20 protein-coding genes are annotated in these 15,119 nt (G+C 32.7%); 15 read left to right on the top strand and 5 right to left on the bottom strand.

Annotated features, from left to right (window positions below; genetic code table 11):
• Positions 1-3 precede the first annotated feature (3 nt).
• Positions 4-585 carry an XTP/dITP diphosphatase gene (locus tag SBL15_RS00420; RefSeq protein WP_053018965.1) on the top strand — a complete coding sequence of 194 codons (582 nt, stop codon included), beginning with the start codon at positions 4-6 and terminating at the stop codon, positions 583-585.
• The gene (locus SBL15_RS00415) at positions 585-1,094 is read left to right on the top strand and encodes a YfcE family phosphodiesterase (protein ID WP_107611885.1); all 510 of its coding nucleotides are present in this window, start codon (positions 585-587) and stop codon (positions 1,092-1,094) included. The genes SBL15_RS00420 and SBL15_RS00415 overlap by 1 nt, the downstream gene beginning before the upstream one ends.
• A 497-nt stretch (positions 1,095-1,591) precedes the next feature.
• Here the strand turns inward: SBL15_RS00415 and SBL15_RS00410 are convergent, their stop codons facing one another.
• The 4 genes from SBL15_RS00410 to SBL15_RS00395 all read right to left on the bottom strand — a co-directional run bounded on the left by SBL15_RS00410 (position 1,592) and on the right by SBL15_RS00395 (position 6,359).
• Positions 1,592-2,617 carry a tyrosine-type recombinase/integrase gene (locus tag SBL15_RS00410; RefSeq protein WP_317954849.1) on the bottom strand — a complete coding sequence of 342 codons (1,026 nt, stop codon included), beginning with the start codon at positions 2,615-2,617 and terminating at the stop codon, positions 1,592-1,594.
• A gap of 54 nt (positions 2,618-2,671) precedes the next feature.
• Positions 2,672-3,685 carry a restriction endonuclease subunit S gene (locus SBL15_RS00405; protein WP_317954847.1) on the bottom strand — a complete coding sequence of 338 codons (1,014 nt, stop codon included), beginning with the start codon at positions 3,683-3,685 and terminating at the stop codon, positions 2,672-2,674.
• The gene (locus SBL15_RS00400) at positions 3,669-5,576 is read right to left on the bottom strand and encodes a class I SAM-dependent DNA methyltransferase (protein WP_317954845.1); all 1,908 of its coding nucleotides are present in this window, start codon (positions 5,574-5,576) and stop codon (positions 3,669-3,671) included. The genes SBL15_RS00405 and SBL15_RS00400 overlap by 17 nt, the downstream gene beginning before the upstream one ends.
• Positions 5,577-5,747: 171 nt before the next feature.
• A complete protein-coding gene (locus SBL15_RS00395; RefSeq protein WP_317954844.1) occupies positions 5,748-6,359 on the bottom strand; it encodes a LexA family protein in 612 nt (203 codons plus the stop codon).
• A 172-nt stretch (positions 6,360-6,531) separates the two neighbouring features.
• Between SBL15_RS00395 and SBL15_RS00390 the strand changes: the two genes are divergently transcribed.
• The 5 genes from SBL15_RS00390 to SBL15_RS00370 are packed head-to-tail and all read left to right on the top strand — an operon-like array spanning position 6,532 to position 8,727.
• On the top strand, positions 6,532-6,759 hold the full coding sequence (locus SBL15_RS00390; protein WP_002474229.1) for a hypothetical protein: 228 nt from the start codon (positions 6,532-6,534) through the stop codon (positions 6,757-6,759).
• Positions 6,760-6,786: 27 nt separating this feature from the next.
• Entirely contained in the window at positions 6,787-7,716 is a 930-nt protein-coding gene (locus SBL15_RS00385; protein WP_317954839.1) for a DUF3102 domain-containing protein, read from the top strand.
• A complete protein-coding gene (locus SBL15_RS00380) occupies positions 7,709-8,206 on the top strand; it encodes an ORF6C domain-containing protein (RefSeq protein WP_107637438.1) in 498 nt (165 codons plus the stop codon). Before SBL15_RS00385 ends, SBL15_RS00380 begins: the two co-directional genes overlap by 8 nt.
• 10 nt (positions 8,207-8,216) lie before the next feature.
• On the top strand, positions 8,217-8,531 hold the full coding sequence (locus tag SBL15_RS00375; RefSeq protein WP_317954837.1) for a hypothetical protein: 315 nt from the start codon (positions 8,217-8,219) through the stop codon (positions 8,529-8,531).
• 46 nt (positions 8,532-8,577) lie between these two features.
• Positions 8,578-8,727: a hypothetical protein gene (locus tag SBL15_RS00370; protein WP_317954836.1), complete on the top strand. Its 150-nt coding sequence runs from the start codon at positions 8,578-8,580 to the stop codon at positions 8,725-8,727.
• On the opposite strand, the gene SBL15_RS00365 is transcribed toward SBL15_RS00370, so the two are convergent.
• Positions 8,708-9,010 (bottom strand): hypothetical protein, encoded by a 303-nt coding sequence (locus tag SBL15_RS00365; RefSeq protein WP_317954834.1) that lies wholly within the window; start codon positions 9,008-9,010, stop codon positions 8,708-8,710. The genes SBL15_RS00370 and SBL15_RS00365 overlap by 20 nt on opposite strands.
• Positions 9,011-9,064: 54 nt before the next feature.
• Between SBL15_RS00365 and SBL15_RS00360 the strand changes: the two genes are divergently transcribed.
• From SBL15_RS00360 to SBL15_RS00325, 8 genes are all read left to right on the top strand, one after another.
• A complete protein-coding gene (locus SBL15_RS00360; protein ID WP_107609710.1) occupies positions 9,065-9,385 on the top strand; it encodes a DUF771 domain-containing protein in 321 nt (106 codons plus the stop codon).
• Complete coding sequence (locus tag SBL15_RS00355; protein WP_317954830.1) at positions 9,382-9,558, top strand: hypothetical protein; 177 nt, start codon at positions 9,382-9,384, stop codon at positions 9,556-9,558. Before SBL15_RS00360 ends, SBL15_RS00355 begins: the two co-directional genes overlap by 4 nt.
• Positions 9,559-9,631: 73 nt before the next feature.
• A complete protein-coding gene (locus SBL15_RS00350; RefSeq protein ID WP_317954828.1) occupies positions 9,632-9,880 on the top strand; it encodes a hypothetical protein in 249 nt (82 codons plus the stop codon).
• Entirely contained in the window at positions 9,855-10,115 is a 261-nt protein-coding gene (locus SBL15_RS00345) for a DUF2483 family protein (RefSeq protein ID WP_317954827.1), read from the top strand. The genes SBL15_RS00350 and SBL15_RS00345 overlap by 26 nt, the downstream gene beginning before the upstream one ends.
• The gene (locus SBL15_RS00340; RefSeq protein ID WP_317954825.1) at positions 10,105-10,806 is read left to right on the top strand and encodes an AAA family ATPase; all 702 of its coding nucleotides are present in this window, start codon (positions 10,105-10,107) and stop codon (positions 10,804-10,806) included. The genes SBL15_RS00345 and SBL15_RS00340 overlap by 11 nt, the downstream gene beginning before the upstream one ends.
• The gene (locus tag SBL15_RS00335) at positions 10,793-12,205 is read left to right on the top strand and encodes a DEAD/DEAH box helicase (RefSeq protein ID WP_142837038.1); all 1,413 of its coding nucleotides are present in this window, start codon (positions 10,793-10,795) and stop codon (positions 12,203-12,205) included. The genes SBL15_RS00340 and SBL15_RS00335 overlap by 14 nt, the downstream gene beginning before the upstream one ends.
• Before the next feature lie 14 nt (positions 12,206-12,219).
• Entirely contained in the window at positions 12,220-12,762 is a 543-nt protein-coding gene (locus tag SBL15_RS00330) for a DUF669 domain-containing protein (RefSeq protein ID WP_233643365.1), read from the top strand.
• Entirely contained in the window at positions 12,743-15,082 is a 2,340-nt protein-coding gene (locus tag SBL15_RS00325; protein WP_317952378.1) for a phage/plasmid primase, P4 family, read from the top strand. Before SBL15_RS00330 ends, SBL15_RS00325 begins: the two co-directional genes overlap by 20 nt.
• Positions 15,083-15,119: the final 37 nt, after the last annotated feature.

The following is a 15,119-nucleotide window of genomic DNA, read 5'->3' as shown; positions in this document are numbered from 1 at the left end:
TGAATGGCAGACATCGTAATTGCTACAAATAATAAAGGTAAAATTAATGATTTTAAATCAATTTTTCCCAATGACAATGTGATAGGTATATCAGAACTAATAAAAGACTTTGATGTAGAGGAAACGGGAACAACTTTTGAAGAGAATGCACGATTAAAGTCTGAAGAAGCTGCAAAAGTATTGAATAAACGTGTGATAGCAGATGATAGTGGATTAGAGGTATTAGCTCTAAATGGCGAACCTGGCGTTTATTCAGCTAGATATGCAGGATTAGATAAGAGTGATGATGCTAATATTGATAAATTATTAAAAAATTTAGATGGTATCGAAAATCGAGATGCACAATTTGTTTGCGTCATTAGTATGAGTGCACCTAATGAAACTACTCAAACTTTCAAAGGTACTGTTTCTGGAGTGATTACTACTGAAAGACAGGGTGAGCATGGTTTTGGTTATGATCCTATTTTCTATGTGCCTGAAAAAGGTAAAACTATGGCTCAACTTACTGCAACAGAAAAGAGTGAAATCAGTCATAGAGGTAATGCAATTAAGAAATTGAATGCTTATTTGGAGAGTGAAAAGTAATGACAAAGTGGCTTATCGTCAGTGACAATCATACAGAATCTGGTATTTTATATCACTTATATGAAGCGCATAAGGATGCTGATGTTTTATTACATTTAGGGGATTCAGAATTTGAATATAATGATACTGAACTAAGTCTATATAGAAGAGTAAAAGGGAATTGTGACTTTTATCCTGAATTTCCTAATGAAGAAGAAGTGGTAATAAATGGTATAAAGGCTTTATATACTCATGGACATTTGTATTCAGTAAATCAAACTCGTATGCATTTAGCACAAAAAGCCAAATCTCAGGGATGTCAATTTGCATTTTATGGTCATACTCATGTTGCAAAATATGAGCATTTAGATGGTGTACATGTCATAAATCCAGGCAGTATATCACAATCTCGCAGTAGTATTGAAGAAACGTTTGCCGAACTCGTTATTGATGAAGTAAATGGTAGTGCTATTCTAAACTATAGAAATCGAGATAATCATATTATAGAAACGATTGAATTTGAAGTTTGATATATAGACACTTAAGCATTTAATTAACTCCTAAGTGTTTATTCCAATACATATAATATTGGTTATTAGAATATTAATATTGAATGGAGTTTTTAAATTGAGAAGTGAAAAACTAACGTCTTTAACGTTTTATTTTGCAATAGTCACTTTGGTCATTTCAATAATTAATTTAATACTTACATTTAAAAACTAAATTATTTAGGTAAAAAAGTTGTTGATCACGTGTCAAATATGTGTCGAAAATTTTTAAACTAACAGTATAACAATATTATCTCAGAAACTCGTCATAACATGGCGGGTTTTTCTATTTTTGGTGCAGTTTAGCTTAGTTTCTATGGTATCTAATTACAAGACAAAATAAAAAGAACGCCGTCATAACAGCGTTCTCAACCTAAAAATATATGTAATTTTTAGTTAATGACGTCCTGGGAGGGATACTATAAACCTTATAACGACGGGTTTCATGGGGTTTTGGGTCCCTAATGGGTCCCTAAAAATCACATTGCGCTTATTATTTGCGTTGCTTTTTCATCTTCTTCTTTGTATGTTTCTTCAAGTAAATGTGAATAAAATTCAGTAGTAACTGATATATTTTTGTGTCCTAGTCTTTTCGAAATGTAATATATAGAAATACCTTTAGCTAATAAATATGAACAGTGAGTATGACGTAAAGCATGTGAAGTGATTTCTTTGATACCTAAATTGTTACAATATATTTTTAAACGTTTGTTAACTGCATTGTTTGTTAGTCCACCAAATATAGTTCCGTCAATTGTTCTAGGTAATTGATCAATAGACTTAATGATATGGTTCATATCTTTTTGACTAATAGACACGTAACGTGGTGACGAATCTGTTTTATGCTCATCAATATATATTTCACTTTTAACTTGGTTAATATATTCACGTTTTAGATTCAAAGCACCACTTATGCGACAACCAGTACAAATCATGATGAATAGTACGAGTGATGATGCGTTGTCTTTAGTCATCAAATGCTGCTTTAATAATTCATAGTCTTTTAGATTGATATACTTACTATCTTCACTTTTGTTTGGGTTACTAGCTCTATAACTAACTTTAAAAGTAGGGTTCTTTGCTATAAGCCCTTCGTATACTGCATCATCTAAAGATGTTCTAATATAACCGTTTAGCTTTCTAATAGATTCTTTAGAATGGTGTTTTGAAAATTCATTAATAAAATCTTGATAATGATATCTGGATAAGTCTTTCAGTTTCTTTTTACCGATAGGGTGATTGTTGATATGTTCAATCGCAGAGGTATAGGACTTATATGTTTTAGGTGTCACTGTTGATTTTTTAAACGTTTCGCACCAGGTTTTGAAATAGTCGTATAACGTTAAATTAGGTTCGTATTCAATACCTTGCTTTAATTCATTCAACTTATCTAACCCAGCAGAATTCGCCTCACGTTTCGTTCTAAAGCCTTTCTTTCTATATCTCTTACCCTCATATTTAAACTCGTATTGCCATTTTTTACCGTCATAACATCGTGTTTGCATGCTATCCCTCCTCAAAAAAGGTAAAAAAATAATAAGGGTACGGTGGTGTACCCGTTAAATTCTTTCTAAAACCTCATTTTCTTTTCGTTTCATGTATTGTTCCATGAAGTAATAGTCGGGTTGGTTGTTTTTAGTGGGAAGTTTAATGATTTGTCTTTTCATTCTTGTACTATTAAATTTATAACCATATTGGTATTTTTCTTTTTGTTTTAAAATCATATTTTTAATAAATAAATACATGTATTTATTCCCATTAATTTTTAACGAAAGTCTTTTTACATCATCAGAAAAAAGAGCTTTATAAGGATGATAAAAATTTTCTACTACACTTCCATTATAATTAACTCCTAAAACATTAAAATCTTCGCTTGAATTATGATTATCCACAAAGTTTGTAACTCCATTATTGTGATCTGATGAGCCAATAAAAGGCTTACTACCTTTTGTAAATTCTTTCTTTGTCAGTCTTTTACCGGGTTTTATTTGGAATAAAGATTCAATAAAATAATCCTCCCACTCAACATCATTTAATCCTCGCCAATCAGTGATTTCATGTTTTTGTTTTTCTTTAATTTGTGATTTTAGATTAAAATACTTTTCTTTAATGTAGTCTTCCATGAAGTTGTAGTCGGGAGTGTTTTCGTTAGTGATTGGAATTTTAAATTTTAGCTTCTTTATTCTTTTTGAAGAAGCCATCCTATTATACGAAAATATATTTTTACCAGACTTTTCTAATACAGCTATAAGAAACATTAATGTAAATGAAGAAATGTTTACCTTAGCTGACAAAATATTAATTCTACCATGTGATACACTATAAAATTCATAAGGATGATAAAAAATCTTTCCAAACATATCAAATGTCAATTTGTCTTTTGAAAACTTTTGGCTTTTTTCATCTCCTTTAATCACAAATTTGACAATGCCATTATTGCTATCACCAGATGAAATTAAAGGGGTATTACCTTTAACTAAATGATTGGGTTTATTATCTCCTTTCGATAATTCAACATGAAAAATATCTTCTAATTTAAATTCTTTCCACTCTCTATCACTCAGTTTCATCATCGAAAAGATACCCCCTGCCGTGCAATTTCATATCAAATTCAAAAGATAAGTAATCAGCGATTGTCTTTTCAAAATCCTCATCTGTAGGGATTTCTTCATTGTAATAGAAGAAACTATGCAACCACTCGTCCTCCCATGTAATAGGGGCTTTAACTAAAAAATTAGTGTCAGCATCTTCATAGTCATTGAGAACGTTTAAAAGATACTCTTTTTTAGATTTCTCTGTGCCGTCTCCAACTAGTCCAACATGTTTACGTACGACATATCCATCATCAGAAAAGTTAACAAAGTTAACACGTTTCTTATCATCCTGTGGGATACCTGCAGTGAAAACCGCAATACATGGATTCACTCCTACTCCATAAAAAGTATCTTTATTAAGCGTAATTACAGTATCTAATGAATGATTTTCTAATATTTCACGCTTATAGTTTTTATCATTCTTAGTCTTTCCTATCATTGTACTTTGAGGGACAATAGCGGCTAACTTAGCCCCGTTTTTCATTAATGATAATGTTTCTTTGATAAAGCTGATCTCTGACAAGTGACTTAAGTTTTTAGTTTTAGCTTGTGAGTAGGGTGGGTTGATTAATGCTTTTGTGATTTTATTTGTATATAACTCTTTTTCAACATGAAATATATCGTCTCGTTTTAAATTACTTTTACCATCGCCACGTAAAATCATATTTGTAGTTGCGATAGTAAATAGTTTTTGTTGCAATTCAATACCGTGTAATTGTTCTTGTTTGATGTGAACTTTTTTACTTTCATCTGTTGTTTGATTTAACATCTTATTCATTGCAGCTATTAAAAAGCCACCCGAACCACAACACGGATCTAATACATAGTCATTTTCGTTTATATCAATTAAATCACACATTAGGTTTGTAATGTGTCTAGGGGTTAAAACAATACCTAGAGAGTTACCGTCACTACCGCCATATTTTACAAACTCTCCATAGAAATTACCTAAAATATCCATATCAGAGTGCTTGATGTTTTTCTTCAATTTCTCATTTAATTTAATAGTGAAGTATTTTAAAGGTGTCATTCCTAAATCTTCTCTTACTCTATTTAAAGTTAAGTCATTTTGAATAAAAGTAAAATTATCTTTTAATTCACCGATTTTAGCATGAGGCATTAAACTATTATTTCTCAAATATTTATCGATAGCATCAAATAAAATTTCACCATCTTTTACGCCTTCACCTTGTAATCCTTGCAGTTTATCGACATTGAAAATAACATCTTCATTTTCTAAAGCTAGTAAAATTGCAGACACAACAGACGCTTTCTTTTCTCCTTCAAGAGAACCATAATTTCTTAAATCTTCGTGTAAGTCAGCAGCGATTTTATTTACTTCTTTTAATTCTCTTTCTTCCTTCGGCAACTCTCCTAAAACTGAAACACGGTAAAACTCTTCGATATTTTCTTCTTTTAAATCGTTGAGATTATTTACATCAGAAATAAATTTATATTCATTTTCGTCCACAAAATAAATGCTAATTTTATTTGAATGTCCATTACCGGAAGCGCCAATAGCAAAAGCTTTGCTTACTATATCGGTATTGTTGATAATATGTTTAGCGTAGTGTATAGCACCATTAACAGCGTATTTAGGTACAATATTTTCATCGTCTAAAATAATCGTGTCATCTTCGGAATAGATATGTAAATTTATGTCATTTTTATCTTCAATAACAACAAGGAATTCTCTACTAAAAAAAGTGAACTCTGGTTTGCCAACATTGCCATTAAGACGTTTACTAGCAGATTTCAAAGCATTCTGTACTTCTATGTTACCGCTGGATTCTCTATAATACTTAACGCCTAACGATTTAATTTCATCATTCATAAATTCATCTATACCAGATTTTTCATTAGGGTTCATAAATTGTTTGCTCCTTTTCAAAATGTTTAAATATAGTTTATATTAAAATGCTTATTATCTCTATTATTCGCGATACGTTGCAACCTAAATACTCTCAACGGCTCAAACGTAATAGCGTAATTGCCGTAGTGAGGTAAAATAATTTATCTCAAACCGCCACTAGGACGCTTATTAAAATAGTTTTTGACTTGCTACAACTCTACCGATTATTTTTACTTCATCGTCTTTGCCATACACTTGTGGGTAGTGGCTAGAATTGTTTGATTCTGGAATTAATATAATTTGGTCGCCATTGTATCTAATACGTTTAACGGTAGCGTTATAACCATTAATCATAACGACACCTAATTGACCGTTTTCAACAACAGAGTCTTTTTCTACCACAACGATATCGCCATCTTGGAAAATCTTATCCATACTATCGCCAGACACTTTTAAACCAAATTCTTCTTTATCAGAATTAAGTTTGTTAGTTGCAAAGTATATGTAATCAATTAAATTTTCTTCACTATAGATAGGTAAGCCGGCAGATATCTTTGAAACAACCGGAATCTTTTTGACTGGTAGAGTTTCTAGTTGACGTTGTTCTTCGTCGATTCCCATAATATATGACGGAGATACTCTTAACGCTTTTGCTAGTTTTACAATTTTATCTCTTTTCATATTTTCTATATCGCCAGTTTCCCATTTTCTTACAGTAGATTTTCCAACGCCTACTAAATCTCCAACTTGTTCTAGAGTTAAATTCAATTCTTTACGTCTACTTTTAATGTCGGGTTTCATGTTAAATTTCCTCCTAATTGGTATGTACTAAATATAGCACTTAAGTATCTTAAAAGCAACACTTATATAGGAAATAAAAATAAAAATGTATTTTTAGACACTTTTGTATTGACTTAGCATTTTATAGCGTGTATTATTAAAGTGTCCTAAAAGACACAGGAGGTGTTAAATAATGAACAAAGCAAAGCTTTATTCTGCTTTGGCGATGAAAGAGATGCATGTAAACGATTTTTTAAAAGAATTAAACGAACATGGACTGAAACTTTCTAAAAGCGCCTATTATAGCAGGATTAGAGGAGAACAGGAATTCGACATCAAAGAAATTAAAACTATTGTTAAAGTTCTCAATTTAACTAGAGACCAAATGAATGATATTTTTTTTGAAGAATTAGTGTCATAAAAGACACTTATAAGGAAGTGAATTAGATTGAATGAATTACAACTTAGTAATGACTTACCAGTCATAGAATCTGAATTAAAAGTTTTTAAAGAAATGAACGGTTATAGCATGTATGAAATTGGTCGAAGATTAAAACATGTTAAAGAAAACGATTTGGTTCACGGTGAGTGGATTGAATGGTTAGAAAAAGTAGATATACATCCTAGAGAGGCTCAAAGGTTCATAAAAATTGTTTCTGACCCTCAATTAAAAACGACCACGTGGTCGCATTTAGGAAGTAGAACCCTATATGAAATTACTGGTGTTCCAGTTGAAGAAAGAGAAAAGAAACATTTAACCGAAAAAGGTGAAGAAAAAACAGTTGATGAAATGACGGTTAAAGAAATACAAGATTTAAAACGTCAACTCAAACAACGTGACGAACAAAACGCTCAACTCCAATCTCAAGTAGAACAAGCGCAACGTTCCGAAGAGATTGCGAAGAAACAACTAGAGGACGCAGAGAGTAGAGAACCAGAAGTGATTGAGAAGTATATGGAACCTGAGGATTATCAAGAAACTAAAAACGCTCTAGCGCAATCAAGACACCAACAAAAACTCATTGAACAACGTAACGAAAAATTAGAAAAAGACATCAAAAATATGGAGCAACGCAGAGATGAAGTGAGTGAGAAGTCACAGAAATATGACGAATTGAATAAAGCTATCAATGACATGAACGCCAAATTGAATGATGGTCAACAAAGATTAAAAGCACAAAAAGAAATTTATGATTTGGTCAAAGGTAGTGAAAAAATCATTCGAGAAGTAGCACCACTTTGTTACTTAGCTTTTTCAAAAGATATCATCGACAACGATTATGCTAGAAAACCTATTGAAAAAATTATCGAAGATTTAACTGATATGGCAAACAGATTAAGAAAACAATTAAAAAAAGGAGAAGTTATAGATGTCTAATCAAATAATGGAATTAACACGAAATCAAATGGAAAACATGGTAGCTCAAGCGAATTCAATTCTACAAATGTATGACGAAATTACAGAAATGAAAAGTGAATTCAGAGGGTTGTACGACGAAATACGAAAAGAGTTTGACGACTTTAGAAATACAGTACCTTTAACTGGTCCACAAGCTGATAGATTACATTCTTTTTGTTCTAGAAAAGGTCATCAATTCACTAGAGAATATTTCGGTCAACAAGTATCTCAAGAATTATATTCAAAAAAATATGGCCATCTAATTAGAGGTATTTTTACAGTCATTAAAAAGAAATATGAAGTTAATAAATACAACCAAGTAAGAAGTGTAGACGGTGAAGATGCGATTGCGTTTGTAGAAAGTTTAACTTTAGATGATTTACCTATCAACTATAAACGACTTACAGATAGTCAGATAGATACAGCAGAAAGACATGGAGATTACGGAGTTTTAGAAAGATTGGGTTAGGGGGATTAGCGTGACAAACGAAGATGTAATAAAAGTTATAGAACTTCAACGTGAACACACCAGACTTTTAGGCCAAATTGAAGCGTACAACAAAACTTTATCTAAAGTTGAAGAAGTCAGAAAATTATTTAACGGATTATTTGATGAAACGGAAGATAAAGGTGTGTATGCAGGTATAACTGTTGTTGAAAATAAAGTAATTAATGAATGCCAACAAGCTATTAAAGAAATAAATAAGATTTCTAAAGAGATTGATGCACTTTCTGGGATTGAAATTAACGATACAGTAACAGATTTAGAAGAGTGGAAGATGTTAAACCGATAACGACATTCTACCCACAATCGAACAAACAACTTAAGGAGGATAACAAATGCGAGAACAAAATAAAAAACCTCAAACTACTCATGGCAGTGAGCAGAATGAGGCTTGCAGTTTGAAAACAATCAAACTAGTTGTTAACAAAAGCGGAAGCTATATCGTTTCTCATGGTGAAACAACAACTAATTCTGTTGAATTCTAGGTAAAAAAGATCCGTTTCCCATATCATCTAATTCCCAATTAGATTTAAGGATAATTTTTTCGGCAGTTTGTATAAATATGATGTGAAATCCGTTTTCATAACGCTGCTCTATAACATGAAGTTCATCGTCAGCATAGATTACATCACGTTCCATCTGATCTATTAAATCTCTATCCTCATCTAACCAACGAATTTCGATATCAAGATTCGATGAACCCCTATTTGCAGGTACTTCAACTTTATATTCAAATGGAAATTTTTCGACATTTGCACTTGAATCCATGAATATCACCTCCTTAGGTTGATAACTAAATTATACATGAAAGGAGTATTTAAGATGACGCAAACTTTAACTGTATCTGTACCAATACCCGACACACACGTACTTGTCGCTAAAGACGAATACGACGAGTTAATAAACTACTCACTAGACCCAGTTTGGGATATGAACGATTTAAAAAAGAAACTCAAAATGACATCTGACAAAACTGTAAAAGAGCGACTATTGGAAAGACATAAATTCATGAAAGAGTTAAGAGATGAAGGGATCGTACATTATCCAGACGAAAATTTTAATCGTTGGAGATTTAACGCTAGAAAGATGAGTAAATTCATCGACGAACATTTTGAAGAAATTCACAAAGGGGTGAAGAAATGACTAACGAAGATAAAACGTTTGTACTAACAGGTTTTATGTTTATTGCAGTGTTCTTTCTATTATTAATCGTATTAAATGTGTTTATCACTAATGCAGCTGCATTTGCATTGTTAGTAGCTATGCTAACCTATTTATTCTTTGACACTTGTTACTACGCAAAAAAAAAAGACTGATACCCACGGCAATGAGTAACAGTCAAGCACTTAAGAAAAAATTCATCTTAATCATATAACGGGAGGCACATATATGCAAGAGGTAACTCTATCTTTAAAAGAATATAACAACTTGCTCAAAGACAGTAGAGATTTAATGCTAGTTAGTTTAGAAAACAAACATCTAAAAAGACAGCTAGATACTGCTAATGAGCATATCAATGATTTAAACGACAATATCAATTTATATATAAGCCTATATCAAAGTGCAGATGCTAGAGCGGACAGAGCAGGTAAACGATTGGAGGAGTACGTGAATGCAAGAGCCAATATTAAATTGTGAAGTAGAGTATCGCATTAAAGATAATCACTTTGGACGCTGGATCACTAATAAACCTACTGCTCAAGAATATGCTAATTACAATGCTTTAAGAAGTAATGCTCGTAAATTTAACGGTTTAGATGAAATAGATATAGATTGGGATAAACATTTGATTGAAGTATCAACAATCGAAACAAAAGAAACACGTAAAGTATACAATTTTGAAGATTTGGAGGAGGTAAACGATGACGTTTAATATATCGAGCGCTAAAGATATTACAACAGACAAATCAACGTATCTTATCTATGCGAAACCTGGCACAGGTAAGACACACACATTAAATTTCTTACCCGGTAAAACACTCTATGTGAATGTAGATAAATCAGAACGACCTTTAAAAGGCAACGAGAACATCGACATTCTGAATTTTAATACCCACGATGCATGGGAAGAGTGGGGCGAATTAATGAAATGGTTTAACGATAACAAAGATATAGTTAATCAATACGACACGATTGTCATCGACAATATATCAGAATTGTTCCGTTCAATGCTAGCTAATCTAGGGCGTAATGGTAAAAACGAACGTGTACCCGAAATGTCACATTATCAACGTGTAGACTTCTTTACGATTGATAGCTTGCGTTTCCTGCAATCTCTAGGGAAACGACTTGTATTTATTGCTTGGGAAACGAACTTTGAAAATTACACTCCAGCAGGTCAACAAATTACTCAAGCAGTACCAGACATTCGTAAAACTATTCGTGATAATGTCGCAGGTATTTGCCAAGTGGTTGCTCGATTAGTTTTTAACGAAAAATCAGGCAAACGTGGTTTTATCTTAAGTCCTAGCAACAATGTATTTGCTAAAAATCAATTAGATAATAGAGAACATTGTTTGCAAGAAGATTTGTTTAAAGTCGGTGATGTGGATGACGGAGTTTAAACTCTACGACTACCAAGAAAATCTTGTTGATCAAGCAAGACATATATTGCTAAAAAAATCTGGTGTACTAATTCAAAGTCCTCCAGGAAGTGGTAAGTCGGTCATGATTGCAGAAGTTGTAAAAAATGCTGTGAACAAAGGTAGCCACATTCTGTTTATTGTTCATCGTAAAGAATTGAGTTATCAAATCGAGAACACTTTAAAAAAACATGGTGTCGATTTAACCCATGTAGATATTCTTTCAGAAAAACGTGCTAAAAATATTTTATCTGAACTTACACCACCTAAGATTATCGTTACTGATGAAACACATCATAGTAGAGCGAAAACGTATAAAGACATTTATGATTATTTTCCTAACGCTTTACGGGTTGGTTTCACTGCAACTCCTTGGCGAGCAAATGGTAAAGGTTTTACAGATATTTACGACGTAATGGTCAAAGGTCCATCAGTTGAGTGGTTAATTAAAAATAACAAACTAGCAGACTACGAATATAAAAGTGTGGTGCTTGCAGATGAAAGTAAGTTAAAGAAATCTAGCACAGGCGACTACACAAAGAAGTCGATGGATAATGCCATACCTAAAGCAATATACGGCAACATCGTTGAGAATTATAAAAAGTTTGCTAACGGCCAAAAAACTATACTCTATGCCCACAGTGTGGAGACGAGTAAAGATATTGCAGAACAGTTTAGAAATGCCGGTATTAACGCAGAACATGCAGACGCTAAAACAAGTGCAAACGAGCGTGACAGAATTATGTCCGATTTTAAAAACGGCACTATCAAAGTTTTATGCAACGTTGATTTAATCTCTGAAGGCTTTGACGTTCCAGATTGTACGTGTGTCATTTTAGCACGTCCTACTGACTCACTTGTTTTATTTATGCAGCAAGCTATGCGATCAATGCGATATCAACCTAATAAAAAAGCTTTAATTATTGATCATGTTGGAAATTATGCAAGACATGGCTTACCCGATACCCCACATGATTGGGAACGTTATTTTGAAGGGTCACAATCTAAGCGTAAAAAGAAACAAAACGACGCACCTGCATTAGCAGAATGTACAGAATGCTTCACAGTTTTTGAAAGCAAATTAAAAAGATGCCCCAATTGTGGCCATGAATTAGAACTTGAAGAACAAAAAGGTTTAGAACAAAAGGATGCAGAACTTACCGACATCAAACCGTTTAAAGTTGATTACACACTTAAACGATATAGCAAAGATTTAAAAGATAAGAAAGATCTAAAGTCTTTAGAAGATTTTTATCTCTATACAAAAGCAAACAACTACAAAGAATCATGGATTAAATTTAATCATCCATATTACAAACAAGCACCATTTCCGGTTTTATATGCAGACTTAAAGCCAATTAAACAAAAATATAATTATTAAGGAGATTTATTATTATGACATTATTTACTACAGATTACTCAAATTTAGAAAGCAATGATTTCAGTCCACTACCTGAAGGCGAATACGAAGTGGTTATTAAGAGCGCAACAGAACGTGCAACTAAAAACGGTAAAGAAGAAACACAACTTCAATTGGTAGTCAGAAACGATTTAAAGAAAACATCAGAATTACAAGCAAAATATGCTAATAGAGTGATTTTCGTTGATGAATGGAAACGCACAATCGATGGTCAATATAAATATAAAATGGATAACTTCATGCACTATTTAAACGGTATAGGTGTGCCAGAGGGTACTGCAATTGAAAGTATCGAACAATTACTTGATATGTTCAGAGGTAAACCAGTCAGAGTTTATGTTAAGCAAGAAGAAAACGAATATAAAGGCGAGAAGCAAATCGTCAATCGTGTAGCACCATGGAACTTTAAAAATACTAAATTCCCACAAGTTAACCACGAGTGGAAGTCAGACGATAAACCAGAACAAAATGCGTTTGCAGGTGGTGTAGATTTAAACAATGATGAATACCCTTTCTAATATTCCAGATGAATTAAAACAACTTAATAACTGGTGTGTGTGGAAGTTTGAAAAGCGTAATGGTAAACGTACAAAAATACCTTTTAATGCCGAAACTGGCGAGTTCGCTAAATCAAATGATAAAAGCACATGGTCTAGTTACGAAACAGCAGTCAATGCTGAAGGTGTCGACGGTATAGGGTTCTTTTTTGAACCCCCATACCTTGGCATTGATATTGATGATATTGATGATGATCTTCATAGATTTAAGCAAGGCGATAAGTTAGACAATATTGTTAGCGAATTTAACGAAGCTTTCAAAAGTTATACAGAGGTCAGTCCAAGTGGTAACGGTTTACACATTATTGTAAAAGGCAAGATACCCGGCACTCGTCGCCGTAAAGGCAATATTGAAATGTACGATAGCGGTCGATTTTTTACCATGACGGGTAAGTCAATCGGTAAATATAAAGACGTAACGGAAGTATCAAAACAAGTATTCAAAACAATCTATGATAAGTATTTACCAGATAACACAGTGCAATATCCAACCACAAACAATTATCAACAAAATATCCATAACTTATCAGAAATCGATGTTATCAATGAAATCTACAAATCAAAGCAAGCTAAATTATTTGATGATTTAATGAAAGGTAACTACGAGCCTTATTACACCTCTCATTCAGAAGCAGATATGGCACTTGCAAATATACTAGCTTTCTGGTGTGCCAAAGATTACTCACAAATGGATAGTATTTTTAGACAGTCAAACCTATACCGTGATAAGTGGGATGAAAAAAGAAAGAATTCCACATACGGTGAACAAACCTTATTCAAAGCAATTAATGAAGCCAACAATATTTATACCCCTAAGCAGCAAACAGATGACAATCCACTTAGATATGCGTTAAGTAAACTATTTGATAATCAAGAAGAAACAAAAGAATATCCAATTCGAAGTTATGACGATACAGGTAACGCAGACCGATTTATAGATAGATACGGCAATCTTTACAAATATAGTTATATCGCTAATAAATTTTATATCTATGACGGTATGAAATGGAAGGTTGATGATAAAGGGTCAATTCGTAAATTAATCGATGAAATGATTGAAAGTATTAAAAATGAAAAAGTACTTCATAGCGAAGATGTAACAGAAGAAGAAGCTAGAGAAGTCTTTCAAAAATATTATAAAAAAACACGTGGCACTCAAGCTAAAAAGAACATCATGAATGAACTCATGCACCGACGACCTGCTACACCTGATGACTTTGATAGAGACGACATGCTTATAAATGTTGCGAATGGTTATATTGATTTAACTTCAAGAGAGCTTTATAAACACGATATCAATAAAATGTTTTCACAAATTACCAACACTGATTATACAGAAAAAATGCAACCCGCAGTATGGTTAGATTTCTTGAACGATATTTTTGCAGGTGATCAAAAAGTTATCCGCTACATTCAAAAAGCATTAGGTTATTCGCTTACTGGTAGTACAAGAGAACAAATCATGTTCATTCTATTTGGTAAGGGTCGTAATGGTAAAAGTATCTTTGTAGAAGTTATTTCTGAAATACTTGGGGATTATTCCAACAACATGCAAGCAAAGTCATTAATGGTTAAGAAAAACGACAATGTTAATACCGACATTGCACGGTTAAGCAAAGCGAGATTTGTAACAAGCTCTGAACCAAATGAAGGTTTTCGTTTTGATGAAGGTTTAATCAAACAGTTAACTGGTGGCGACAAAGTTACAGCACGTTTCTTATATGCTGAAGAATTCGAATATACACCTAAATTTAAAATATGGGTGTCTACTAACCACAAACCTATAATTCGTGGTACCGATGATGGTATTTGGAGACGTTTAGTATTAATTCCATTCGATGTACAAATACCTGAAGAAAAAGTCGATAAAGATCTTAAATATAAATTGTTAAGAGAAGCACCGGCGATTTTAAATTGGATGGCTGAAGGCGCCTATATGTGGATGCAGGAAGGTTTGGCTATGCCAGAGAAACTTAAAGAGGCAGTACAGAAATATCGTAATGAGATGGATACGTTAGGACAATTTATAGAGGATTGTTGCAAAGTTGATAAAAACAGTTCTGAAAAAGTTAGTAATTTACATCAAGCATATAAAACATGGTCTAACGATAACCTTACTTCAACTAAAGTTTTAGGGATGAAAAGTTTTAGTCAGAAAATGGAAGAGCGTTTTGTTAAAGAATCTAGACGAGACGCAAACTATTTTGTTGGAATTGAAATAGATAACAAAAAAAGTTTTGAAGAACAAAAATACCCAGGTATAAGAGCGGTTTTTGATTAGTGTGGAAGGTCGTGGAACTTGTGTGGAACATTAAATG

The sequence above is a fragment of the Staphylococcus sp. NWU MKU2 genome, from assembly GCF_033283605.1.
Classification (GTDB): domain Bacteria; phylum Bacillota; class Bacilli; order Staphylococcales; family Staphylococcaceae; genus Staphylococcus; species Staphylococcus haemolyticus.
Note: the sequence above shows the minus strand (reverse complement) of the source record. Positions and strands in the feature narration are given on the sequence as shown.

Bases quoted from the DNA above. Each gene is read 5' to 3' on its own strand.
- SBL15_RS00390 (WP_002474229.1), top strand. From the start codon at position 6,532: ATGAACAAAGCAAAGCTTTATTCTGCTTTGGCGATGAAAGAGATGCAT.
- SBL15_RS00395 (WP_317954844.1), bottom strand. From the start codon at position 6,359: ATGAAACCCGACATTAAAAGTAGACGTAAAGAATTGAATTTAACTCTA.
- SBL15_RS00400 (WP_317954845.1), bottom strand. From the start codon at position 5,576: ATGAACCCTAATGAAAAATCTGGTATAGATGAATTTATGAATGATGAA.
- SBL15_RS00380 (WP_107637438.1), top strand. From the start codon at position 7,709: ATGTCTAATCAAATAATGGAATTAACACGAAATCAAATGGAAAACATG.
- SBL15_RS00345 (WP_317954827.1), top strand. From the start codon at position 9,855: ATGCAAGAGCCAATATTAAATTGTGAAGTAGAGTATCGCATTAAAGAT.
- SBL15_RS00325 (WP_317952378.1), top strand. From the start codon at position 12,743: ATGATGAATACCCTTTCTAATATTCCAGATGAATTAAAACAACTTAAT.
- SBL15_RS00420 (WP_053018965.1), top strand. From the start codon at position 4: ATGGCAGACATCGTAATTGCTACAAATAATAAAGGTAAAATTAATGAT.
- SBL15_RS00410 (WP_317954849.1), bottom strand. From the start codon at position 2,617: ATGCAAACACGATGTTATGACGGTAAAAAATGGCAATACGAGTTTAAA.
- SBL15_RS00335 (WP_142837038.1), top strand. From the start codon at position 10,793: ATGACGGAGTTTAAACTCTACGACTACCAAGAAAATCTTGTTGATCAA.
- SBL15_RS00360 (WP_107609710.1), top strand. From the start codon at position 9,065: ATGACGCAAACTTTAACTGTATCTGTACCAATACCCGACACACACGTA.
- SBL15_RS00350 (WP_317954828.1), top strand. From the start codon at position 9,632: ATGCAAGAGGTAACTCTATCTTTAAAAGAATATAACAACTTGCTCAAA.
- SBL15_RS00405 (WP_317954847.1), bottom strand. From the start codon at position 3,685: ATGATGAAACTGAGTGATAGAGAGTGGAAAGAATTTAAATTAGAAGAT.
- SBL15_RS00355 (WP_317954830.1), top strand. From the start codon at position 9,382: ATGACTAACGAAGATAAAACGTTTGTACTAACAGGTTTTATGTTTATT.
- SBL15_RS00340 (WP_317954825.1), top strand. From the start codon at position 10,105: ATGACGTTTAATATATCGAGCGCTAAAGATATTACAACAGACAAATCA.
- SBL15_RS00415 (WP_107611885.1), top strand. From the start codon at position 585: ATGACAAAGTGGCTTATCGTCAGTGACAATCATACAGAATCTGGTATT.
- SBL15_RS00365 (WP_317954834.1), bottom strand. From the start codon at position 9,010: ATGGATTCAAGTGCAAATGTCGAAAAATTTCCATTTGAATATAAAGTT.
- SBL15_RS00330 (WP_233643365.1), top strand. From the start codon at position 12,220: ATGACATTATTTACTACAGATTACTCAAATTTAGAAAGCAATGATTTC.
- SBL15_RS00370 (WP_317954836.1), top strand. From the start codon at position 8,578: ATGCGAGAACAAAATAAAAAACCTCAAACTACTCATGGCAGTGAGCAG.